Annotated in this window: 19 protein-coding genes; 7 read left to right on the top strand and 12 right to left on the bottom strand. The window is 52.0% G+C overall.

Annotated features, from left to right (window positions below):
• Positions 1 to 101 precede the first annotated feature (101 nt).
• Both mfd and ACJJI3_RS02655 read left to right on the top strand, forming a co-directional pair.
• A complete protein-coding gene (gene mfd / locus ACJJI3_RS02660) occupies positions 102 to 3,581 on the top strand; it encodes a transcription-repair coupling factor (protein WP_444941408.1) in 3,480 nt (1,159 codons plus the stop codon).
• Positions 3,582 to 3,704: 123 nt separating this feature from the next.
• Positions 3,705 to 4,700, top strand: coding sequence for a CsiV family protein (locus ACJJI3_RS02655; RefSeq protein WP_444941407.1), 996 nt, complete (start codon positions 3,705 to 3,707; stop codon positions 4,698 to 4,700).
• A 510-nt stretch (positions 4,701 to 5,210) separates the two neighbouring features.
• Here the strand turns inward: ACJJI3_RS02655 and ACJJI3_RS02650 are convergent.
• The 5 genes from ACJJI3_RS02650 to ACJJI3_RS02630 all read right to left on the bottom strand — a co-directional run bounded on the left by ACJJI3_RS02650 (position 5,211) and on the right by ACJJI3_RS02630 (position 9,516).
• Complete coding sequence (locus ACJJI3_RS02650; protein WP_020413094.1) at positions 5,211 to 5,426, bottom strand: cold-shock protein; 216 nt, start codon at positions 5,424 to 5,426, stop codon at positions 5,211 to 5,213.
• Positions 5,427 to 5,725: 299 nt separating this feature from the next.
• Positions 5,726 to 6,832 carry a mechanosensitive ion channel family protein gene (locus ACJJI3_RS02645; RefSeq protein WP_413662432.1) on the bottom strand — a complete coding sequence of 369 codons (1,107 nt, stop codon included), beginning with the start codon at positions 6,830 to 6,832 and terminating at the stop codon, positions 5,726 to 5,728.
• An 81-nt stretch (positions 6,833 to 6,913) separates the two neighbouring features.
• Complete coding sequence (nagZ, locus tag ACJJI3_RS02640) at positions 6,914 to 7,930, bottom strand: beta-N-acetylhexosaminidase (RefSeq protein WP_444941406.1); 1,017 nt, start codon at positions 7,928 to 7,930, stop codon at positions 6,914 to 6,916.
• 33 nt (positions 7,931 to 7,963) lie between these two features.
• Entirely contained in the window at positions 7,964 to 8,593 is a 630-nt protein-coding gene (locus ACJJI3_RS02635) for a TetR/AcrR family transcriptional regulator (protein WP_282932323.1), read from the bottom strand.
• Between the two features lie 284 nt (positions 8,594 to 8,877).
• A complete protein-coding gene (locus ACJJI3_RS02630) occupies positions 8,878 to 9,516 on the bottom strand; it encodes an LOG family protein (RefSeq protein WP_282932322.1) in 639 nt (212 codons plus the stop codon).
• A gap of 160 nt (positions 9,517 to 9,676) precedes the next feature.
• On the opposite strand from ACJJI3_RS02630, the gene lexA reads away from it, so the two are divergent.
• On the top strand, positions 9,677 to 10,282 hold the full coding sequence (gene lexA / locus ACJJI3_RS02625) for a transcriptional repressor LexA (protein ID WP_413662434.1): 606 nt from the start codon (positions 9,677 to 9,679) through the stop codon (positions 10,280 to 10,282).
• A 63-nt stretch (positions 10,283 to 10,345) separates the two neighbouring features.
• Here the strand turns inward: lexA and ACJJI3_RS02620 are convergent, their stop codons facing one another.
• The 4 genes from ACJJI3_RS02620 to ACJJI3_RS02605 form a co-directional block, all read right to left on the bottom strand.
• Positions 10,346 to 10,603, bottom strand: a complete 258-nt coding sequence (locus ACJJI3_RS02620; RefSeq protein ID WP_282932320.1) for a hypothetical protein — start codon at positions 10,601 to 10,603, stop codon at positions 10,346 to 10,348.
• 354 nt (positions 10,604 to 10,957) lie between these two features.
• Positions 10,958 to 11,449 (bottom strand): DUF6586 family protein, encoded by a 492-nt coding sequence (locus tag ACJJI3_RS02615; RefSeq protein ID WP_444911030.1) that lies wholly within the window; start codon positions 11,447 to 11,449, stop codon positions 10,958 to 10,960.
• A 3-nt stretch (positions 11,450 to 11,452) separates the two neighbouring features.
• Positions 11,453 to 14,140, bottom strand: a complete 2,688-nt coding sequence (topA, locus tag ACJJI3_RS02610; protein WP_282932318.1) for a type I DNA topoisomerase — start codon at positions 14,138 to 14,140, stop codon at positions 11,453 to 11,455.
• Positions 14,141 to 14,347: 207 nt separating this feature from the next.
• Positions 14,348 to 14,878, bottom strand: coding sequence for a hypothetical protein (locus ACJJI3_RS02605; RefSeq protein ID WP_444941405.1), 531 nt, complete (start codon positions 14,876 to 14,878; stop codon positions 14,348 to 14,350).
• A gap of 144 nt (positions 14,879 to 15,022) precedes the next feature.
• Here ACJJI3_RS02605 and ACJJI3_RS02600 point away from each other — a divergent pair, with 144 nt between their 5' ends.
• A complete protein-coding gene (locus tag ACJJI3_RS02600; RefSeq protein WP_282932316.1) occupies positions 15,023 to 15,466 on the top strand; it encodes a universal stress protein in 444 nt (147 codons plus the stop codon).
• 53 nt (positions 15,467 to 15,519) lie between these two features.
• Here the strand turns inward: ACJJI3_RS02600 and ACJJI3_RS02595 are convergent, their stop codons facing one another.
• Positions 15,520 to 17,385, bottom strand: a complete 1,866-nt coding sequence (locus tag ACJJI3_RS02595; protein ID WP_444941404.1) for an ATP-binding cassette domain-containing protein — start codon at positions 17,383 to 17,385, stop codon at positions 15,520 to 15,522.
• 156 nt (positions 17,386 to 17,541) lie between these two features.
• Here ACJJI3_RS02595 and ACJJI3_RS02590 point away from each other — a divergent pair, with 156 nt between their 5' ends.
• Entirely contained in the window at positions 17,542 to 19,548 is a 2,007-nt protein-coding gene (locus tag ACJJI3_RS02590; protein ID WP_444941403.1) for a transglycosylase SLT domain-containing protein, read from the top strand.
• A gap of 1 nt (position 19,549) precedes the next feature.
• Here ACJJI3_RS02590 and ACJJI3_RS02585 read toward each other — a convergent pair whose 3' ends face one another.
• Positions 19,550 to 19,804: a glutaredoxin family protein gene (locus tag ACJJI3_RS02585; protein ID WP_444941402.1), complete on the bottom strand. Its 255-nt coding sequence runs from the start codon at positions 19,802 to 19,804 to the stop codon at positions 19,550 to 19,552.
• The gene (locus tag ACJJI3_RS02580; RefSeq protein WP_444941401.1) at positions 19,801 to 20,661 is read right to left on the bottom strand and encodes an FHA domain-containing protein; all 861 of its coding nucleotides are present in this window, start codon (positions 20,659 to 20,661) and stop codon (positions 19,801 to 19,803) included. The genes ACJJI3_RS02585 and ACJJI3_RS02580 overlap by 4 nt, the downstream gene beginning before the upstream one ends.
• Positions 20,662 to 20,980: 319 nt before the next feature.
• Here ACJJI3_RS02580 and ACJJI3_RS02575 point away from each other — a divergent pair, with 319 nt between their 5' ends.
• Positions 20,981 to 21,898, top strand: coding sequence for a PP2C family protein-serine/threonine phosphatase (locus tag ACJJI3_RS02575; RefSeq protein ID WP_444941400.1), 918 nt, complete (start codon positions 20,981 to 20,983; stop codon positions 21,896 to 21,898).
• 17 nt (positions 21,899 to 21,915) lie between these two features.
• Positions 21,916 to 24,306 (top strand): bifunctional serine/threonine-protein kinase/formylglycine-generating enzyme family protein, encoded by a 2,391-nt coding sequence (locus ACJJI3_RS02570; RefSeq protein ID WP_444941399.1) that lies wholly within the window; start codon positions 21,916 to 21,918, stop codon positions 24,304 to 24,306.
• Positions 24,307 to 24,316 lie beyond the last annotated feature (10 nt).

Raw genomic sequence — 24,316 nt, 5'->3', positions numbered from 1 at the left:
AACACAGGCAGGGTTAACATTCCCTGCAAGCAAAACTGTTCGCGGCTACAATAGCCGACCTCGAAGACATCTCGAACGAATGCGCGGATATATAAGGAAAGATGACAGAAATACAGCCCCTGACCCCACCGAAGTTTCGCTCCTCCAGTGACCGACAATTTTGGGGACAACTGCATGGCGCAGCTGCCGCGCTCGCCATCCTCAACGCGGCACGCAATAACAAAGCGCCCACCCTGTTAATCACAAAGGACAGTCTCGAAGCGCACCGTTTAGAGGTGCAATTGAAATTTTTTAACAAAGCGCGGCGAGATAAGGGGGAAAACAGGGAGCTGGAAATTTTCCATTTTCCCGACTGGGAAATTCTCCCCTACGACACTTTCTCTCCCCACCAAGACATCATCTCGGACCGCCTTGCCACCCTCTACCAGCTGCCGAAAATGGGGGCTGGGATCGTCATAATCCCAGTCAGCACCCTGATGCACCGGCTACCGCCCTGCAATTATATTGCTGGCAATGCGCTGATATTGGAGGAGGGGCAGCAGTTTGATATCGATATCCAGCGGAGACTGCTGGAGCAGGCCGGCTACCACTGCGTAGACACCGTCTACGAACACGGCGAATTCGCTGTGCGCGGCTCACTGATGGATATTTTTCCAATGGGCAGCCCCCTGCCCTACCGCATCGATCTTTTCGACGATGAAATTGAATCCCTGCGCACCTTTGACCCGGAAACCCAACGCACCATCGACAAGGTGAAAACCATTCACCTTTTACCTGCGCGGGAATTCCCTTTGCACAAGGCTGCCCTATCAGGATTCCTGCAAAATTGGCACGGTGAATTCGATAGCGACCCCAGCCAAGTGCCAATTTACCAGGATATCAGTGCAGGAATTGCCCCGGCGGGCATTGAGTACTACCTGCCCCTGTTCTTCGATGGGAACTGCTCAAGCCTGTTCGACTATCTGCCCGAGGGCAGCCAGGCATTTTTACAGGGAGATATCCAACAGCCGCTGGACAATTTCTGGCGCGAAGTCAGCAATCGCTATGAAAGTCGTTGCGGCGACCTGACCCGTCCTATATTGCCACCGCGCCAGATTTTACTGGAAATTGATGAGCTTAACGGTGCCCTGAAGTCCATGCCCCGGGCAATCTTCTCTGCGGAGAGTCTTCCGGAAGCCCAGGGCAACTGTAATTTTGACACTTCCGTCCCCCCCTCACTGCCAGTAGATGGCAAGTCCGAACAACCCCTGGCTGCACTGGAAAGCTACCTGATGGAATACTCCGGTCGGGTGCTTTTTTGTGCTGAAAGTAGCGGGCGCCGCGAGGCACTGCTGGAGCTATTAAAGGGCATACGGCTCAGCCCTCCCAGTTTCCAAAGTTGGCAGGACTTCCTCGCCGCAAAGGACACTATCGGGATTACCGTAGCCCCCATCGATCAAGGGCTGCTGCTTGAGGACCCGCAAATCAACTTGATCGCGGAACCGCAGTTATTTGGTGAACGGGTACTGCAGCAACGCCGCCGTAAAAAAGCCAAAGATGAAGCGGACAACACGGTTAAAAACCTGGCTGAACTGCGCATGGGCACTCCCGTCGTTCACATTGATCACGGCGTAGGTCGTTATCGCGGCCTACAGCACCTGGAGATCGACGGGCAACCGGCAGAATTCCTGACCCTTGAATATGCCGACGATGCCAAACTCTACGTACCGGTAGCCAGCCTGCACTTGATCAGCCGCTACTCCGGTGCCGATGAAGCCCTGGCCCCGCTGCACAGAATGGGCAGTGAACAGTGGCAAAAAGCCAAACGCAAAGCCGCCGAGAAAGTCCGCGATGCAGCTGCGGAGCTGCTGGATATCTACGCCCGCCGCGAAGCCCGTATTGGCCATGCCTTCGATAACCCTCAATTGGCCTACCGGGAGTTTTCCGCAGGTTTCCCCTTCGAGGAAACACCGGATCAACAACAGGCTATCGAAGCAGTTCTGGGGGATATGCTCTCAGATAAGCCGATGGACCGACTGGTTTGCGGCGACGTGGGATTCGGCAAGACAGAAGTGGCCATGCGGGCTGCATTTGTCTCGGCCCACGCAGGTATGCAAGTGGCCATGCTGGTTCCCACCACCCTGTTGGCCCAGCAACACTATCAGTCCTTCCAGGATCGCTTTGCCGATTGGCCGATCAATATCGAGGTGATCTCCCGCTTCCGGTCCGGCAAGGAAGTGGACAGCGTGAAAGAGAAGGTTGCCAGTGGCAAGGTGGATATCCTGGTTGGCACCCACAAGCTGCTGCAAAGCGATCTGGACTTTAAAAATCTCGGCCTGCTGATTATCGACGAAGAACACCGCTTTGGCGTCCGACAGAAGGAGCGCCTGAAGAGCCTGCGCTCCGAGGTGGATATCCTCAACCTTACCGCCACCCCTATTCCCCGCACCCTGAATATGGCCATGGCCGGTATTCGCGATCTATCGGTGATCGCCACCCCACCAGCACGGCGCCTCTCTGTGAAAACCTTCGTGCGCGAGCGCGATGATGCCTTAGTAAAAGAGGCTATCCTGCGGGAGATCTTGCGCGGCGGTCAGGTGTATTTCCTGCACAACGAAGTCAAAAGCATTGAGCGAATCGCGCGGGAGTTACAGGAGATGATTCCCGAGGCCCGTATCGGCATAGGCCACGGCCAGATGCGCGAACGGGAGCTGGAACAGGTAATGAGTGACTTCTATCACAAGCGCTTTAATGTCCTGGTCTGTACCACCATTATCGAAACCGGTATCGACGTCCCCACAGCCAACACGATACTGATCGAGCGCGCAGACAAGTTCGGCCTGGCCCAGCTTCACCAGTTGCGCGGTCGCGTGGGGCGCTCGCACCACCAGGCCTACGCCTATCTACTGACTCCCAACAAGCGCTCCATGACCAGTGACGCCGTGAAGCGCCTGGAAGCGATCAGCGAGGCCCAAGACTTAGGGGCAGGCTTTACCCTGGCTACCCACGACCTGGAAATTCGCGGTGCAGGCGAACTGCTGGGTGAGGAGCAAAGCGGGCAGATTCAGAGTGTCGGCTTCAACCTGTATATGGAGATGCTCGACAAGGCAGTGAAGGCCATTCGCGAGGGCCGTACACCGAACATTGACGAGCCCCTCGAATCCCCTGCGGTGGACGTCAATCTGCGGGTTGCTGCACTGATTCCCGAGGACTACCTGCCCGATGTCCACGGCCGTCTGATCATGTACAAGCGCATTGCCAATGCCACCGACGGGCAGCAACTGAAAGAACTCCAAGTGGAGATGATCGACCGTTTCGGGCTACTGCCGGAATCGGTAAAACACTTGTTCCGCACCACGGAGATCAAGTTAAAGGCCGAGAATATGGGCATCCGCAAACTTGAGGCCTCTGCGGCAAGAGGGCGTATCGAATTTGCGGAGAATACCCGTGTAGATCCGCTCACTTTGGTTAAGATGGTGCAAACCCAGCCGGGACGCTACCAGCTGGCCGGCGCAAACCAACTGAATTTCAGTCTCGATGAGGAGGGTACTGATCGCAAGCTCCAGGAAATTAACGAAGTTCTGGAAAAGCTTGCACAGTGATACCATCCGGCAGGCAGCGGCGGGAACTGGCGGCAAAACCAAAAAGCCTCCTACTCCCGCTTAAACGGCCTGTCGGCAATGACACCCTCGGCACCCAAATAGAATTGTTTAAGTGGTAAACCCATGAAAAGGATAATTAGCCTCTGCTCAACCCTGGCGCTCACGCTGGCAGCAACCAGTGCCCAGGCCGTCAACTACGCTGGCAATACTTTCGAAATAGAAATGATCGTATTCGAGCGCCCCCAGGGGATGGAAAGAACCGCAGAGACCTGGCCGATGGCACCCCGTCTTCAGTATCCATCAAAGTGGATCGACTTTGACACCCTGCGCACCCCAACTCAGCCAACAGAGGATGAGGTGCTATCGCTTGAAGACATCATCTCGAGCCCAGAAACGAGCGGCCCAGCCGATATTGAATCATCGGAGCTTGAGGGCGACGCATCTACTAGTTCGCAGAACTCTGAGCAAGCACAAAGAAACTTGCTGCTAAGACCTGTACCCAGGCTGCTGGACAACAAAGCCGCCGCAATTTCCAGGGCTGGTGACAGGGTCCTGTTTCACAAGGCCTGGCGCCAGGTTTTAAAAACCAAGAGAAACTCTCCGGCCATTCTGATTGATGGCGGCAGCCAGCTCAGCGGCCACAGCCAGCTTGAGGGATCTATCACCCTGAGTGTCGCTCGCTATTTACATATCAGTACTAATTTGTGGCTCAGCGATTTTTATACGCAACCCGGGGAACACAGTATTCTTCTTCCTCAACGCCCACAAAATAAAATCGAAAAGCCGCTACAAATCCTAACCGGCAATTACAGTGATATTGAAAATTCATATTCACAAAATAACGGGTTTGATATCGAAAATAGTCAGGGTGCAATTAACACAACTGAGCCTCTCACACTGGGCGAGCCGGAATTTATAAAAGAAGAGCCATTATATGTAGCCCATGCTGCGAGACTGCAACACGAGAGACGTTTGCGTAGCGGACAACTTCATTATATCGACCACCCTGCATTTGGAATTCTTATTGAAGTGCGTACTGTAGCCAAACCCAAAGAAGATTCGCAAAAGATGGATACGCTTAATCCCGACCAAGAAAAAGATAACCGCACGGAAAGTTAATTTATTTAAATAATCGACTTTTGCCAAAAGCCCCAGCAAATCTTGTCGGGGCTTTTATTTTAAATATACCTTTAAAACTCTTCACCTCAAACGAATTAATTTCACCATCACTGCAAGCACACCCCCCAGCCGATATTTAATCAATTTATCTTTAATCAAAATACAGCCAGCAAACAAGCAAATACCGCCACCCCACAACAACAAAAAATTGCAATCAGTGAGGCAATATTCCGGGAGCATTAAAGTAATAATTAGCACAGCGGTATTGAGCACAATAGACTCACTCATACACACAATTACATTGGGGACTTTAGGCGGGGCGGGATATGACCAAATCTACAAAGAGGGACACAAATGCAACTTAAAGAAGAAAAGCCTATATCCACTGCAAAGTAGTAAACAAAAAAGCGGATCATAAAGATCCGCTTTTCAGAGGCGCTGACAGGGCCGGCGTCAATTGAGCCGCAGGACCCTACACGACAACAGTTCTTTCAACGAGTGATCTATAAATCACTCACAGGGAACAACATCTTCCGCCAGCAGTCCTTTGTCACCTTGTTGCATTTCGAACTCTACCGCCTGCCCCTCATTAAGGGTTTTGTAGCCCTCGCCGCGAATGCTGCGATAGTGAACGAAAATATCTTCAGTTCCTTCTCCACAGGTGATGAAGCCATAACCCCGTGCGTTATTAAACCACTTCACTGTACCTGTAACGCGATCACTCATTGAGAAAACCTCATTATTGTTATTGCGCCTACCTCTTTTACCTCACTGCTCAATTCGGCAAGAGGGGCAAACGCCACCCCATTGTTAACAAACTGCTCCATGCAGAATGCTATCTTGCTTAATCCGATGAGCATATACCCAAAGGACGTACCCTGATTCTTAGATAAAACAGCGCCAGTGTCTAGTTTTCTATGTGAAATAAATACTACGTTTTTCCCAATATGCGTAATTAACCGTCAAAATCTTCAATAGTGCTCAATTAGAAACTAATCATTTGTACCTTATTGCACTCCCATTCCTCAACTGTCTAACGCGGCCTCTCGCGTTAATGAAGGTATATCGGCAATATGTAATGTTGAGGTTGGGAATGCACAGGATGCCCCATATCCCTCAATTATTTTAAGAATCGTTAATAGAACATCCTGTTTTACTTCATGATAACGAACCCAATCGGTAGTGCGGGTAAACGTATATATAAAGAAATCCAAAGAGGAGGAAGCAAAACTATTAAAATTAACAATAAGCGTACGATTAGAATCAATTTCCGGATGTTCCTGTAACATATTTTTAACATCCGCTACGATTGCCGCCATATGATGGGCATCTTCATAACGAATACCAATCGTTTCAAAAATCCTACGATTTAACATACGGGAAGGATTTTCTACCGCAATCTGGGTGAAGATGCCATTGGGAACATAGACGGGTCGCATATCAAAAGTGCGGATTCTAGTCAGGCGCCAACCGATATCTTCCACGGTCCCCTCAATCTCCTTATCGGGAGAGCGAATCCAGTCGCCCACCGCAAAGGGCCGATCCAGATAGATCATCAGGCCACCGAAAAAGTTTGCCAGCAGGTCCTTGGCCGCAAAACCGACAGCCAGTCCGCCAATACCACCAAACGCCAAAACACCGCTGACGCTATAGCCCAGGAACTGCATGACCACAATTCCCGCCGTGATCACGATTGAGGCCCTGACCAGCTTGCCGATCGCACGTACCGTAGTGGCATCCATCGGCTTGCCCATATAGCGCGGATCGCACAGATTGTGTTCCACGCTGTGTGAGAATCGCCAGGCAAACCAGGCCATCACCAGGATCAAGCCTATTTCCCGCGTCGGTGCAGCCAGGGAGAATATCTCGGCACCAGTGGCGTCCCCCGCTCGCTGGGCAGCGACAGTCAAGCCCAGCAGCCATACCAGTACCTGCCCTGGAGGGGAGAGCGCCCCAACCAAAGCATCATCCCAGGGATTAACCGTCTTTTCCGCCTTAATGGCCATGCGCTGCACAAACCGGCCAAATAACCAGGCCAACACCCCAGACGCAAGTACTATCAGGAAAACAGAAACTATCCAGACCCGATTCTCACCAAGCCAGGACAACAGCACGCTCTCAACGGACTCCACTCGAACCCCTCCGCTTTAACCAACAATCAGTAATATCCGTATAGCGCCTTCTCAATAGACGACGGATCTCAACAACTTATCTCAGCGCATTATGGAAGCTAACCACTCCCTGGTTCTGTGCCAACGCGCACTCTTCTCAAGCTCCTCCCAGGAGCCGATCACCGGCCTGCCACCCATGGCCGACAACCGATGAGTGGACTCCGGTCTGGGCACAAAGGTATCCAGTGCCGCCAGCACCTCAAAAGCGCCGACACGATTGTTGCATACGATACCCATATCACAACCGGCTTCCAGGGCTGCGCGAATCCTATCGCCATAGCCTCCAGCCGCACCCGCCCCTTCCATAGACAGATCATCACTGAAAATCACTCCATTGAATCCCAGCTGTCGCCGCAATACATCCTGCAGCCAATAGCGGGAGAATCCCACCGGCTGGCTATCAATGTTGATGAAGCGGATATGGGCCGGCATCACCGCGGTAAGTTCCTGGGTTCCAATACAATCGATAAACGGAAGTGCATCGGTTGCCAAGACCTGATCCAACGAGCGCTTATCCTCTGGCAACTCCACATGACTGTCTTCCAGCACGTGGCCATGCCCCGGAAAATGCTTGCCTGTCGTGGCCATTCCCGCTTCGCGCATCCCTTGGATAAAGGGGCGAGCCAGTGCGGTTAACTGGGCGGGGTCGGGACAAAAACTCCGATCGCCGATCACTCTGCTGTGACTGTCATCCGCATCCAAAACCGGCGCAAAGCTAAAATCCACTCCTACAGCCAGCAACTCTGCGGCCAGCAGCCACCCCACATCCTGCAACTGCTCGTTACTGGCGACAGCACTGAGGGCCTGCATTGAGGGTATTCGCGTAAAGTCATCGCGAAACCGCTGAACCCTACCACCCTCCTGATCTACCGCTAGCAGGATCTCTGGTCGCACCGCACGGATGGAGTTAACCAATTGGATAAGCTGCTTGCGATCCCGATAGTTTCTCGCAAAAAAGATCAGCCCGCCCACCATCGGATGCCGAAGTAACTCACAGTCTTCCTCGGTGAGTTCAAGCCCCTCGATATCCACCATGACCGGTCCGGGTGGTAAAGACATATTAAGTTCCTTATCGATTTAAGAGTGCGCCCACTAATTATCTACCTTCAACATGGCCGAAGCAGCGGGTACCAATCGCTCAAGAGTCTGGGTCAGGGTACTGTCAGAACCGAAATCCTCCCGCAGGATAGCCTCAATCGCATCGTGGCTCGACAGTGTGAAAATGGTCGCTCCCAGCATAAAGTAGAGGCGCCAATAGAAAGTTTCTGGGTCCAAGCCCGGTAACGCTTCAGCCAGCAATCCTGCAAAACGACGGTAAGTATCCCCGTATCGAGATACGATAAATCGACGCAAATGCCCCTGGAACTGGGTATAGGCCAATCCTAAAAGACGCATAAATCGCTGTGGATCCTTTCCCTCCAGCCCAAGGCTTCCCAACCCAACTCGATACAGGCATTCGATCAGCTCCTCCACCCCCAGGGGCTGCCCCAGGGCAATACGGCGATCAAGCTCTTCTTCCAGAGCGTTAGTGAAAGGCGTTAGAAAGCGTTCAAATACCGCCTGTATCAATTCTTTCTTGGAGCCGAAATGGTAGTTAACTGCCGCCAGATTAACCCCTGCCGTGCTCGTAATTGTTCTCAATGAGGTTTCAGGAAAACCCCGTTCAGCAAACAGCACTTCCGCTGCATCGAGTATCCGGCTGACCGTATCTATCTGGCTCATAAGTATCAAACCACCATTTAAAACATACGTTTAATCGACGCCAGAGTAGCACATTCTCACTGATCTAGAGCCCGCCAGCTAAGCTCTCCACTCAGCAAGGTACAAGAGTAAAAATAACAGGGAAATGTATGTCAGGCGGTAAGATCAATACTGCAGGAGTTGATCTCCCGCCAACTTGTGCAAGTACGCCACCCCACCAGCCGGCATAGCCTGTTAGTCCGGGGGGCAGCTTTAACAAAAATAACTTTGAAAATTTTTTCGGTATTTTAAGATCACCCGATTAATTATTCTTTCACCTGCATATATTTCATAATCAGGGCCGCAGCCTCCTCCACACTATCAACGATATGAAAAAGGTCTAGATCACTGGCATCGATACAATCGCGCTCTAACACTGTATCTACCAACCAATCGTACAGCCCACTCCAGTAACGCTTACCTACCAACACAATTGGGAAACGCCGCACTTTCTGCGTTTGCACCAAGGTAAGAGCTTCAAACAACTCATCCAACGTGCCGTAGCCACCGGGAAGTCCAACGAATCCAAGTGCGTGTTTTACAAACATAAATTTCCGTACAAAAAAGTATCGGAAGTTCAAACTGATGTCCTGATATGGATTTGCCGCCTGTTCAAAAGGCAGCTCTATGTTTAACCCAATTGATGCGCCGGGCTGCCCGAAAGCCCCTCGGTTACAAGCCTCCATCAGCCCCGGCCCACCACCGGTAATCACGGGGATCCCTTCAGCCGCGAGCAACTCTCCCAACTTTACCCCCTGCTGATATTCAGGACTGTCCTCTGTAAATCTCGCCCCTCCAAACACTGTCACTGCACCACCTAACGCTATCAGCCGCTCTATCCCATCTACCAATTCAGACTGAATGCGAAGCACTCTCCAGGCTTCCGGCATTTTTGCATCCAACATTATTTTTCCCTCTTTGTCAGTTCCTTCAACGCTTTCTTCTCTCCTTGCTTTCTCCATCAATGTAGCAGCTCACAAAGACTAAAACCTGAGGATTGCGCGAACAATAAATCTGTATATAATTCCAGCAACTGTATATAAATACAGAAAACTAGGTAAATCTATGACCAATCTCACCGCTCGTCAGTCCCAGGTTCTCGACCTGATCAAGTCCTACCTGGATGAAACAGGCTACCCGCCAACACGGGCAGAAATTGCCCAGGAGCTCGGCTTCCGCTCGCCCAATGCCGCCGAGGAACACCTAAAAGCGCTCGCCAGAAAAGGCGCCATTGAGATGGTTGCCGGCGCTTCCCGAGGCATTCGAATTCCGGATCACCAATCCGGCTTGCCGATTGTGGGTAGAGTAGCTGCGGGGAATCCCATACTCGCCAGCGAACATATTGAAGATTACTGCGACTTGCCCGCGAGCTTCTTCCACCCCCCCGCAGATTATCTGTTGAGGGTGCATGGTATGAGTATGCGAGATGCGGGCATTCTCGATGGAGACTTGCTGGCAGTGCAAAAGACCGAGCAAGTACGCAATGGCCAAATCGTCGTTGCCCGTATCGATGATGAAGTCACTGTGAAGCGCTTTCGCCGCAAGGGAAATCAGGCAACCGTTCAGTTGCTACCTGAAAATGATGACTTTGAGTTAATTCAAGTCGATATGAGAGATAAGAACTTTGTGATTGAGGGATTAGCCGTAGGGGTCATTCGCCAAGCGCCTTAAACCCCTAAAAACGACAACAGCGGCCATTGGCCGCTGTTGATAAAACTCAAACTAGCGCTCACGTTAGTGGATAGTATGATTTACCGGCATTAAATCATCTTCTTCCTCGAAGTAACCAGCCTCAAGATCGTCTAGATTTTGTACGGCTTCAATGCCCGCTTCTAACATAGCCCTTGCCACAGCAACCTTGTTCTTGCGCAAAAACTGAAGACTTTCCGCAGAAAAAGAAATGCTCACCAAAGGGTCCTCTTTGTGGCCAGCACGACGCAAGGCTACATCGCCATTAGCCAGCTCAATTATTTCAAAAGTTTCGGAGGACATTCGCTTTTCCTTCACGGCACAACAGTTTGCGCCCAGTGTACCACAGGCTTGCGATAAGTTTCATTCATCCAATTTGAGGGCTTCTGGCTCCTGACTTTCGAGGCAGTCTATTACCAGTACGCTATATCAAAGAATTACCTAAACCACTCAAGAGATCACAAGAGAAGAGTGAATTGCTTTGCACGTTGCACCGGTTGCGGGTTATGTCGAGAGGGCCACAACTACTCTATTGTGACTCACTCAAAGGACAACGGACTTTCCCGCAGAGGTGCGCCTAATATCAACAACCTTCAAAATTCGCAGGAATATTACGAATCTATTCAGAAGTTCAGCGAAGTCGAGTAAGCGTATTAGTTAACACTCATCCAAGTGAGCGCGCTGCCTCACCACCAACTCACTCAGCGAACGATGCCACTGAAGTAATAACTCTTTGGACAAAGGTGCAAACTCGGGCTTGGCAACTTCGTTGTGTAGCGGGATTAAATTAACCTGTTGCTGTTTTTCATCAGCACCCACAGATATTTTCTGCTGCTCTTCCCAGGCGTAAAGCATATGGGATAACCAACTCTGCGGATCGCCGACCAGGCCGGACAGCTCATTGGCCTCCGCACTAGCCCTACCCTGAACGCCCAGCGCATCAATGATCAACTGCGGAGACTCCGGTTCAAATCCCAGCTGAAGCTGGGCGGCCTGCTCTGCAAGAAAAGCCCGATAGGCCTTGCACAACTGCATCAACGCTGCCTCTTCCAGCGCATCGCGCTGGAGAGGCAAGTCCCACGGCTGTTGCAGCAACAGCTGGCTCTTGCGTAGAGCCGAAGTGACATGAATCGTGTAAGAGTTACTCATTACCTACTTCTTTGCCGCTGTCTTTTTAGCTGCCGGTTTCTTGCGCTTGGCAGCAGTGCTCTTGGTGGAGGCCTCTACTTTCCAACCACCATCGCGATAAAAAGCACGCCAACCGGTCGCCTTGCCCTCTTCCTCAGATTGAACATATTGCTCCTGGGTTTTGCGGCTAAATCGAACTACGGTATCCCGCCCACTGTCATCTTGAGTCGGTGCAGAGAATAGGAAGCTGTATTTTGGATCGATCTCACTCTGGTGAGGCAGCAGCTCTTTAACCAGGGGCGCACGGGTCTCACGGTTTTTCGGGAACTGGCTGGCAGCCAGGAATAGACCCGAGGCACCATCGCGTAGGATATAGTGATCCTCCACTTTGATACAGGCCAATTCCGGCATGGGAACCGGATCCATTTTCGGTGGCGCCGGCTGCCCATTTTTCAGCAGCTTGCGGGTGTTTTTACAGTCTTCATTGGTACAGCCGAAGTACTTGCCAAAGCGACCAGACTTCAACTGCATATCACTGCCACACTTATCGCACTCAATAATGGGGCCGTCATAGCCTTTAATTTTAAAAGTGCCCTGCTCAATCTCGTAGCCGTTGCAATCCGGGTTATTGCCACAGATATGCAATTTACGCTGCTCATCTAACAGGTAGCTATCCATAGCCGTGCCGCACTTGCCGCAGCGGCGCTTCTCCCGCAGCAACCTGGATTCAGCTTCCTCGTCCTTATCCGCATCGACCGCCTCATCACCAGAAACCAGGTTCATGGTATTGGTACAACGCTCTTTTGGCGGCAGTGCATATCCAGAGCACCCCAGGAATACACCGGTGGAGCCAGTGCGGATCTGCATATGGCGGCCACATTTGGTGCACTCGATATCCGTGTCTGTCGGCGTATTGCGACGCATACCTGCATCGGCAGACTGGGCTTTTTCCAGGCGCCCGGAAAAGTCCTGATAAAACTCATCGAGCAGTTGCTTCCAACCCTTATCGCCGTCGGCAACCGCATCCAGGGATTCCTCCAGGTTTGCGGTAAATCCGTAGTCCATCAGGTTCTTGAAACTTTCGCTGAGACGGTCGGTAACAATATCCCCCATTTTCTCAGCGTAAAAACGACGGTTTTCCAGGCGGACATAACCACGATCCTGGATCGTGGAAATAATGGAAGCATAGGTGGAGGGGCGTCCGATACCGCGCTTCTCCAGTTCCTTAACCAGGGCCGCTTCACTAAACCGCGCAGGCGGCTTGGTAAAGTGCTGCTTGGGATCCAGCTGTTGCAGGGATAGCTTTTCGCCTACCTTCACATCTGGAAGCACCAGATCTTCATCTTTTTTGCCGCTCGGTGGCGCAACTTTCAGGAAACCATCGAAACGAATTACTCGACCCCGCGCACGCAATTCAAAGTCACCTGCGCTGACCACGATCGAAGAGGAGGTAAATTGGGCAGGCGTCATCTGGCAGGCCACGAACTGCTGCCAAATCAGGTTGTATAACCTCTCCGCATCCCGCTCAACACCGGACAACATATTTGGGGCGATACGAACATCGGATGGGCGAATCGCTTCGTGCGCCTCTTGAGCGCCCTCTTTACTGCTGTAGCTATTTGGGCTTTCTGGAAGATACTTATCGCCGTAATTCTCGGCAATATAATCCCGTGCAGATTCCACAGCCTCTTTACTGAGATTGGTGGAATCTGTACGCATGTAGGTGATATGACCGGCTTCATACAAGCGCTGGGCCAGGGTCATGGTCTTCTTCACACTGAAGCCAAGGCGGTTACTGGCCGCCTGCTGCAAGGTGGAAGTAATAAATGGTGCGCTGGGCTTGGAGCTGGTTGGCTTATCGTCACGGGCGGAAACAACAAACTCACTGGACTGAAGCTGCTTGGCAGCACTCATTGCCAGCTCTTCGTTGGTAGGACGGAAAGCCTCACCAGCCTGCTTTTTCACCTCGAGGCGCAGCTTGGAAGCCTTTGCCGTCGCCGTATCGGCAAACAGAGTCCAGTACTCTTCCGGGATAAACGCGCGAATCTCCCGCTCCCGCTCAACTACGAGGCGGACCGCAACAGATTGCACACGCCCCGCAGACAAGCCTCTGGCCACTTTTTCCCACAGTAGAGGGGATACCATATAGCCAACGATTCGATCGAGGAAACGGCGTGCTTGCTGGGCGTTTACCCGATTAATATTCAGACGGCCGGGATCTTTAAAGGCCTCCTGAATCGCAGACTTGGTAATTTCATTAAACACTACCCGGCGGTAGCGATCGTTATCGCCACCAATTGCTTCACGCAAATGCCAGGCAATTGCCTCTCCCTCGCGATCCAAGTCCGTTGCGAGATAGATATGATCGGCGCCTTCGGCGAGTTTTTGTAACTCACTCACCACTTTCTCTTTACCCGGCAGTATCTCGTAGTGGGCTTGCCACTCGTGATCCGGGTCGATCCCCATACGCTTAATCAGCTGATCGCGGTTTTTCTTCCGCTTGTAAGCCTCTTTCGCCTCGGGGGAAAGCTTGCGTGTTTCCGCTGCACGACGGGCGCGCTCCTTTGCGTCAACCGGTTGTTTATTGCCCCCACCTGTGGGCAAATCGCGAATATGGCCGACACTGGACTTCACAACAAAGTCCTTGCCGAGATATTTATTGATGGTTTTCGCTTTGGCCGGTGATTCGACGATGACCAGTGATTTACCCATAAGCCTTTGATTTCAAATGAAAATTTACTGCTATTGCAAGTCTTTCAAGCCCTCTTATCGGGCTTGTGCTGCGCGAATATATAAGCCTCACTTCAAGCGCGGTCAAGCAAAGCTGACAATTTTCCACTCACAGTCACCAAATTTGGCACTGGGCAGTCCGCCTAAATGCGACTCAGTAGACGCTCTTTTACACCGCTAATACGGCAATCAAGACAGCCCCTCAGTCGCCGCGCGTGAATTCACTTTTCGAATAGCTTCTTCTATTAAGGGGGTGTACTCATCGAGCGACGCCATCAGTTTCTGGAAGGCTTGATTGCCTCCTGACTCCGGCCACTGAATACCGAGACCCACTGGTGTTGCAGTAATCGCACAGGCGTCCCGAGGGATTCTCTCCAGTAGCTCGCGCAAATATTTCCATGCCCCTTGCGGAGCTGGCTGGCCATCAGCCCAATCCCAAACACCGGAAAAATTCAGTTCGTGCTCAATCCGTTGTTTATCCAAAACCCACCCCACACTCAGGCCTTTGCGGTTCTGCCAGCGGTGATAATAGACAGCCGCAGTCCCATCACCCAACGCCGCAGGCAGCGCTTGGATTTGTACGGTAATGCCAGCCTGGGCCGCCCGGCTACGCAAATCTGCAAGACGGCTGTCACGGGCATTGGGCTTGAGCCACATCACCGGCCCCAGCACCAAAGCGATGGCAAATCCGACGATAATCACCGGCAACCAATCAGACATAACCACTCCTCATCAGTGGAAAAAAGTGACTATTGTGCGGTGTTCCGCGTGATCTATGTCAATCGGTTTTTTTGCGGTAGACTCAAAATAGGTGTCACAAGGGTGTTTTTCACAGTCAATAAAAGGGATAGGAGCAGGTAAATTATGGCGAAATACCGACACATCCTCGTGGGCTTGGACCTGTCAAAAGAATCTTCTCAGGTGCTTGATAGGGCCGCTGATATGGCTGAAGCATTTGGTGCAGAGCTAAGCTTACTTCACGCCATAGAGCCCCTGACTTTTGCCTATGGCGGCGACATCCCAATGGACCTCTCCGAGGTACAGGACCAACTACAATCCCAGGCCAAGGAGCAATTGCAAAAAGCCGCCGATCGGCTGGATATCCCCGCAGATCGCCAACACGTAATACTCGGCCAGCCATCTACTGAGATTCATCGCTTAGCCAAAGATATCGAAGCTGACTTAATCATTATTGGCAGCCACGGTCGTCACGGCTTAGCACTACTACTCGGCTCTACCGCCAACGGCGTTCTCCATGGCGCCAAATGCGATGTTCTGGCGATTCGGGTACATATGGAAGACGAATAATCCTTCAAAATTGGGGAGGGGGAAGCAGCAATAGTTGCAGCTTCCCCTTCAACTTAGTCGTCTCCCCCCTCCAGCTCTGACCAGCGTTCAAATGCCTCTTCGAGCTGGGCCTGCCTTTCCGTCAGGGTGTTCAGCTTAGCCTGCACCAACGCCTGCTCCTGCTGATAAAAACTGGGGTCGGCAACCTCTTGCTCAATAGCCCCTATCTCTTCTTCCAAAGACTCAATCAAGGCGGGCAGGCTATCCAGTTCTCTTTGAAGCTTATAGCTCAGTTTCTTTTTCTTCGCTGGAGCCGCCTCCTGGGACTGGGGCTTTTCCTTTGGTTTACTAGCAGCTGGCTTAACTTCTTTCAGCTCAGCGACAAAGCTGCCACCTTGGCGCACAAAATCTCCATAACCACCCACGTATTCACGGATGCGGCCATCCCCCTCAAATGCGAGGCATGAGCCCACCACATTATCCAGGAAAGCACGGTCATGGCTCACCAGCAGAACCGTTCCGCCAAAGTCCAGGAGTAACTGTTCAAGCAGCTCCAGGGTTTCTACATCCAGGTCATTGGTGGGCTCGTCGAGCACCAAAATATTGGCGGGCTGGCTAAACAATTTTGCCAGCAAGGCGCGATTTCGCTCTCCACCACTCAAGGCGCTGACTTTAGTACGGGCTTTAACACCACTAAAAAGAAAATCGGCCAAATAAGACATTACGTGGCGGCTTTTACCACCAATAGTCACTGAGTCGCGCCCTTCGGCGACATTATCGAGCACAGTCAAATCGGGATTCAGCTGATCCCGACGCTGATCGAAGTAGGCCACTTGCTGCTTGGTACCCAGACGCACACTCCCCCCCTGGGACTTTAGCTCTCCCAGCAGCAGTTTGATCAGGGTACTTTTGCCGACACCATTGGGGCCTATTAGGCCAACGCGGTCTCCGCGCATCAGCGTGAATGATAAATCCCTAATCAACGGTTGCTCATCGGGATAAGCAAAAGTGACGTCCTTCAACTCAGCGACCAATTTGCCGGACATCTCACCGCTATCCAGGGCCATCTTGGCTATACCCTGCTGGGACCGGCGCGCTTCCCTTTGGCGACGCAGTGCTTGGAGCGCTCTTACCCGCCCCTCATTACGGGTTCGGCGAGCCTTGATGCCCTGGCGAATCCAGGCCTCTTCCTGTGCCAACTTCTTGTCGAAAAGAGCTTCATTTTTTGCCTCTTCTTCAAGAAGCTTCTCTTTTTCTTCCTGGTAACGGTCGAACTTGCAGCGAAATGTCCGCAGGTGTCCACGATCCAAATCCCATACGCTGGTGGCCAAACGTTGTGCCAATGCACGATCATGGCTCACAAACAAAAGAGCGCCACGATAGCTGGCGAGGAAATTCTCAAGCCATTCGACTGCAGCAATATCCAGGTGGTTGGTTGGTTCATCCAGTATCAGCAGATCAGGCTCCACCACCAAAGCGCGAGCCAGAGCAGCACGGCGCTGCCAGCCACCGGAAAGGTCGGCAACCTTTTCGTCTGCATCGAGCCCCAAACGATCTAATACACTGTCCACTTTCGGCAGCAGCTCCCAACCGTGAGCCGCTTCGATTTTGGCTTGTAGCTCTGCTGTGGGGGAGTCCCTGTACCCCGACAAAACAGCGCCTATTTCGCCCAATCCCATAGCCACATACCCGTAGACAGAATCGGGGCAATCGGCAGGTAACTCCTGCTCCAACACCGCTTGAACCATACCGCTGGCACGAACAATCTCGCCGCTATCCGCGTCAACTTGACCCGCGATCAAGCGCAACAGGCTGGATTTCCCCTCCCCATTACGCCCCACAAGGCATATACGATCTCCACGCTCAACTTTTGCGCTGACATTGTCTGCCAGTACCTGGGTCCCGTAACGAAGACTGACCCCATCCAATAGAAGCAACATAAATAGGCACTACAATTATCAAACCCGAACCTCAATCCCGCTGATGAAAGAAGCGAAGTCGGCTCTTTCGGGTTCTGTGAAAAATCAGCTATTTTACGCGTTTTTACCGTATAGTCAGTCATAGCTGGAAACACACGTCCAACTGAGGTAATTGAGATGTCAGCTGACGCAAAAGGAATCGCGCTTCTTTCTGCCCTAATCATCACCTGTCTCTGCACAGCCGTGCCCACTAATGCACAATCTGTTCAGGCAACCACTATCGCACCGGAAGTATCCGAAGATAATCGTGCGGCGCAGAGAGAAAAGCTGCGCCAGGCCCGGCAGGCGATTAAATACAAGGATCGACGGCAACTTCGAGCACTTAAAGCTGAGCTCAAAGATTATCCCCTCGCTGCTTATATTGACTATTGGGCGCTCAGTGAAAAACTGCACCAACTGCCCTTAAAAGAAGTTGATCAATTCCTGGAGAGCAACAGAGGCACGGCTATTGGCGACTGGATGATGGTCAGGTTGTTGCGCCAACTCGGTAGTCAAAAAAAGTTCTCGACTTACCTGCGCTATTACCAACCTTCGCAACACAGTCGCACCTCCCTCCGCTGCTATTACGCCGATGCCCTATCGCGCCGAGACGGCTATCAGGCAGAAACACAGCAGTTGATATCAGAACTCTGGCTTGTTGGGCGGTCCCAAGTCGAGGAGTGCGACCCCGTTTTTGCCCGCTGGATGAAAAACGGCGGCTTGACGCAGGAACTCGCTTGGAAGCGGCACCTGCTGGCAGTCGAAGAAGGCAATCTCGATTTGGCACGTTATATCGCCAAAAAAATGACGCCAGCCCAAGCAGAGAAAGCCAAACTTCTACGCTCGGTCCATCGCAACCCACAGATGCTTCTCACTGACACCAAGTTCGCCTTCAACCCACTGGAATATCGCGATATCGTGTTGCACGGATTGCACCAATTGGCGAAAAAAGACGCGATCAAAGCTGAAACTGCCTGGCACCGCTATCAGGCCAGCTACTTGTTTTCCGATGCCCAACAAGAAGCCATGTTCAAGCACTTGGCGCGTCAATTTGCTCGCCAGGATAATATGCAGCGCTTGCAACAGCTGGTTGAACATCACACAGTGACAGATGGCCGCACCATCGAGTGGCTAGCCAGACAATCCCTACGTGAATTAAATTGGCAACAGGTCGCGTTCTGGATTGATCGCCTGCCTGAGGAGAAACAACAACTCGACCGGTGGATATATTGGAAAGCCCGCTCACTGGAAGAGCTTTATGGCACAGGAAGTTCTGAAGCCTCCTCCCACCTTTACCGCAAAGCCGCCCGTAATCGCAGTTACTACGGTTTCCTTGCCGCTGATACTTTGGGGCAACAGTACAGCTTTGAGCACCGGCCGGCACCAATCACCCCCATTCAAGTGCAGGAGATGGCAAAGCGCCCCGAACTGCAGAGAGCCCGAGAATTACAAGCGATAGGCGAACTCTTCCATGCCCGAAGGGAGTGGAGCTATGCCACAAGAACTATGGACCACCAGGAATTGCTTGCGGCCGGCAAAGTAGCTAGCGCCTGGGGCTGGTACCACAAATCAATCCAGTCAGTGCTTGCGGCTGACTACCTCGACGACTTGGAACTGCGATTCCCACTCGCCTTTTCCGATATTGTTCACGATGTGAGCAAACAGGTCGGTGCCCAGAGCTCGGCACTAGAACCTTATCTGATTTACGCTGTAGCACGACAAGAGAGCCACTTTAGTCACGATGCAAAATCCAGCTCCGGGGCCCTGGGACTTATGCAATTGCTCCCATCGACCGCAAAAGCTACTGCGCGCAGAGCGGGGGTGCGCTATCGACGCAGCTGGGACCTATTGAGCCCCAACACCAATATTGCACTCGGCAGCTTTTACTTAAGTAGCTTACTTAACCGCTTTGACAATAACCGTTTTCTGGCAGCGGCCGCCTATAATGCCGGGCCAACCCGCGTAGCGGGATGGCTAAAAGAGACCCGAAAACAGCTGCCCTATGATGTGTGGATTGAAACCATTCCATTCCGGGAAACGCGTAATTATGTGCAAAATGTACTTGCCTATTCGGTAATTTACGCCTACCGAAGCGGCACCAAGCTGCAACTATTAAGGGAGAGTGAAGCTGCGAGCCGGCTGTAATTTAAAGCCGCTCCTTCAGCCAATCTTGCAATTGCGCCTGGTCAAACGGCCAACCGCAAACATCGTCGGGGTCTCCAAGGCCAACCACCGGAATGCGGATAGAAAAGCGCTCCATTAACGCTTCATCCTCGGCGATATCCACCTCGCGAAGACGCAAATTGAATTTTTCCAGCGCAGGCCAAATTTCAATTTTGGCTTTTTCGCACAGGCCGCAACCCAAAGTGGTGTAGAGCAATAGCTCTTTTATATCGCTCATCCAAAAACCCCCTGGCTGCTGCCCCAGAGATATCCCGCAACACTTAGCGCAAGCCCCGCTATTAAAAGCCACGTTTTACTTTTAGCCTTTGGCTTATCGACTCCCTCAGGTACCTCCTCAGACAAACTGGGTTGCACCGCATAGGGGACTGTATCGGCTTCTCCAGAGACAGAGGTAGAACTGGGCAATTCGAACTCCGGCAAAGCCGGGCGTACAGCCGTGCGGTTGTTATCGTCAGCTGGGCCGACAATTGAAAAACTTAAAGTGTCGAGTCGAAGCTCATCGCCCCTGCGCACTCGACTCTCACTAACCTTTCTATTATTGACAAAAGTCCCATTTGCCGAACCTAAGTCAATAACGAACAGTAAGCCCTCCCTTACTTCGAGACGAGCGTGCCTACGCGAAAGATGAGAAAGCGAAAAAGTTATATCACACTCATCGGAGCGCCCAATTACCGCACTCTCTTTCACAGGGAACACCTTTCCTGCAATAGCCCGGTGATTGGCTCTTAGCGCCCAGGCAACGCCCTGATTCGAAGCAGCCTTAGGGGGGCCAGACTTGAGTTTAGTTACCTTAGGGTCGATTACCTGGAGTAAACGGCTGCCCACTTTGACCTGATCGTTTATTTTTAACTGGCACGGTGTACCAGTTGGCTGACCATTAAGCAAGACACGGGCCGCGCCCGACAAATTGTGCAAAGTCAGAACATCGCCATTAACCGCAATTTTAAGGTGCGACTTCGCTACGGAATCATCGGCAATACACAAGTCACTACTCTGCGCCCGCCCCACAGTTACTCCCGGCGATACCAGCCATACGCTCTGGCTGAGATCATTGACATCACAAAGTTTGAGCATCGAAATCGCTCCTAAAGCCAAAATGGCCGTGTGAAATTGGCCAATTATTGAAGACAGTGAGCTTAACTAATGTTAAAAAGCAGCCGAAACACTCACTTTTATTGATAAAGTTGAGTTTATCATGGGCGATATCATTAGCGTGTGATTCGGTTTGCAGCTTAAAATGGCCCAAAGGTCTAGTATTTAACAGATTCAGCGATGACCTACAAAGTGATCGGCAACTTGAATAAGCCGAGAGCACAACAGGGAAGAGGCGTGTGATTACCGGAGGGTTATCACCGTTAGAAAGATTAAATAAATTACAGGTAGTTGCACGCCAGTGAGTGAAGCCAAAGTACGCGAAGTATCACGGCACAGCGGGATAGTTCAGCATAGCAAAGACGCTACACGCAGTGCCGGCGCAACCCATACCGGCTATAAGCGTGAACAGAACGAAGATGCCTATTGGGCTGCGGAAGACAAAGGTATCTGGGTTGTAGCCGATGGCCTTGGCGGTCACCACGCAGGTGAACTCGCGAGCAAAACTGTTGTTGAAGAAATCCAAAAGTCAGCGGAAACTGACAAGCACTACGAGCGTGCCTTGCAAAAAGCGCACGCCCTTTTACTGGGCGATGAACAAACCACAGCCAATATGGGCTCTACTGCGGTCGTTGTTGCTGAAGAGGGTGACTACTTTCATATCTACTGGGTTGGAGACAGCCGCGCTTACCTCTGGGCTCCCAAAGGCACAACAGGGAAGCTCACCCAACTAACCAGCGACCACTCCTACGTACAGATGTTGATGGATTCAGGCGCTATCAACTCCGAAGAAGCCGCAATTCACCCCAACCGGCATGTAATTACCCGATGTATCGGCGGTAGTACCAACCCCAAACTCGAAGTGGACCGAGTCTCCTATCGCTGGGCAGCAGGACAGAGACTACTCATCTGCAGCGATGGACTTAGTTCGGAAGTACCAGCAAATTCAATCAACCAGATATTGACAGAAAACAGTGATACACACAGAGCAACAGAACTTCTAATCGCTGCAGCATTGGATGCAGGAGGCAAAGATAATGTCACTGTTCAGGTCATAGATGCCCCATCCACAGCGCAACCTTCTTCTACCGCATCCCTCAACCCAATTAGCGAGCCCACCCTGCCCAGCTCCACACTCAGAAGGTATCGCCCCTTCATTCTCCTCTTCACAGTCGCCTTAGCCACCGCAGTTGCCTACGGACTTTCAACTCTGCTTTAAGATAGGGAAAGCACTTCATGGAAGTCGTCAATAGCGGCACCTCTTCACTGCAGATACCGGGCTACCGCATCCTCAAGAAGATCAATCAGGGGGGAATGTCCTCAGTCTACCTGGCTATACAGCGCAGTGTGGGCCGGCAGGTGGCACTAAAAGTTATGTCGCCAGTATTGAACGCTGATCCAGTCTTCAGTGAGCGGTTCCAGCGGGAAGCAAATATCGTTGGGCAGCTGTCACACCCAAATATCGTCGGTATTCACGATATTGGCCGCTACCGCAGCCTGAACTATATCGCCATGGACTACATGCCTGGGGGCTCGGTTGCAGAGCGTTTAAGCAAAGGTGGGCTTGAGCCTCTTGAGGCGCTTAATGTTGTGCGCCAGATAGCCATGGCCCTAGACCACTCCCACAGCAAGGGATATGTACATCGAGACCTGAAACCGGAGAATATCCTGTTTCGTGAAGACGGATCGGCCGTACTCAGTGATTTTGGGGTTGCCCGGGCTATCGCGAGAACCACCCGTATGACTAACAGCGGGATGGTTGTGGGAACCCCTCACTATATGAGCCCGGAACAAGCTCGCGGAGCAGCGGTTGACGGTCGTGCCGACCTGTATAGCCTGGGAGTTGTTTTCTATGAAATGCTCACTGGAGCCGTGCCCTATCAGGCAGACGAAGCCGTCGCCATAGCAATAAAGCACCTCACCGACCCAATTCCGCGACTACCAGCCCGCTACGCACTTTATCAGGCTCTACTTGATCACTTCCTGGCCAAAGATCCGGATAAGCGATTTCAACGTGGCCTGGATATCGCCGATGCCGCAGATGATTTGGTTGCAGCCCTCGCCGGAAAGCCGGCCAACCAAATCAGCCAGCTCAACAATTCAACTTTAAAAACTTCCAGCTTGGCAAAAGCACTTGTACTGACCATTTATGGCAGTGTGGCAGACCAACTCGGGAGAGTTGCTTCCAGTTGGAAACGGAAGGAAACGCCCGAGAAGCCAGAGCGTAAGGAGCAGGATACTGTTGTACGCCTGCGGCAGTTCCTCGCTGAGCCAACAAAACACAAGCGCTCCTGGCTTATGAGCAGCTTTATCGCTCTTGGCCTTACCTCAACCTGGGGCCTGTATAGCATCGTTGATCACAAGGCCGGCTGGCAACTTGGGCTACCTATATTGGACGGCGCTGCCGATTTTACAGCTGCCACCCTACTAGGCACTGCCGAGCAGCCTGCCAATGTTGATCCAAATTCAAATACAGAGCCTACACCAGCAGAATCAGCAGCAGATGCCCTAGATTCACAGGTACAAGTTACCCAGCTAAATCTACCCTCCACGCTCAATGCAGATGAACAACTACCCCTCAGTGGTAATCAAGCACTGATTGCCAAGAGTAATATTGAGCCCCCAAAAGTACTCACACCTGAGCCTGCAGAGCCAAGTGCAGAGAACCAGCCCAAGCTGTACAGCCTAACGATTAATACACAGCCTTCTGATGCCCGTGTGCGGATTATGAACATAGCCCCCCGCTACCAGCCGGGGCTTGAATTGAGCCCAGGCAAATATGATGTGGAAGTGAGTAAGCGGGGCTTCAGTAAAGTTCGCCAGTGGGTCTTGCTGGAAGAACAAAACCTCGAAGTGGCAGTCGAGCTGGAACCTGCCTACTTTATCGGCAAGCGATTTCAATCTGAATTGTCCTCAGGTGGCCTGGGCCCGAAAATGGTCGCTGTGGGAGCAGGCAGCTTTACCATGGGCAATAACCAGCGGCGATTGGCCAGCCCTGCGCACAGGGTAAATGTAGAGCAGGACTTTGCTATATCCATCTATGAGGTTACCTTTGCCGAATACGATCGTTTCGCCGAGGCCACCGGTAGTGCTAAACCCAGCGATGCAGGCTGGGGGCGAGGCGATAGACCGGTAATTAATGTGACCTGGCGGGACGCACAAAGGTATGTGAAGTGGCTATCAAAGGAGTCTGGCAAGCAGTATCGGCTGGCCAGTGAAGCCGAGTGGGAGTACGCAGCCCGGGGAGGCAGTACCCACCAATACTGGTGGGCTTCCAGCGACGTTCGGGGAAAAGCGAATTGCCGCAGGGGTTGCTCTAGCGAATTTACAAAGCTGTTCAGCATCAGTACAGCTCCCGTGGGGTATTATCAGGCGAATCCTTTTGGCCTTTTTGACACTGCAGGGAACGTGGCTGAGTGGGTGGAAGACTGTTACCAAGCTGGCTACAACCCCGCAAAAACCACATCAAAATCAGTAAAGATTAGCGGCTGTCAACTTCACACCGTGAGGGGGGGATCGATGCGAGACAGCTCTAGCAAGATTTCTTCTGACTATCGAAAAGGCCTAAATGAAGCAGCGCGCGCCAAGGATGTTGGGATACGTGTTGTGATGGAATTCGATCAATAAAATCTAAAAT

The organism is Microbulbifer maximicatervae (SeqCode), from assembly GCF_052466985.1.
Note: the sequence above shows the minus strand (reverse complement) of the source record. Positions and strands in the feature narration are given on the sequence as shown.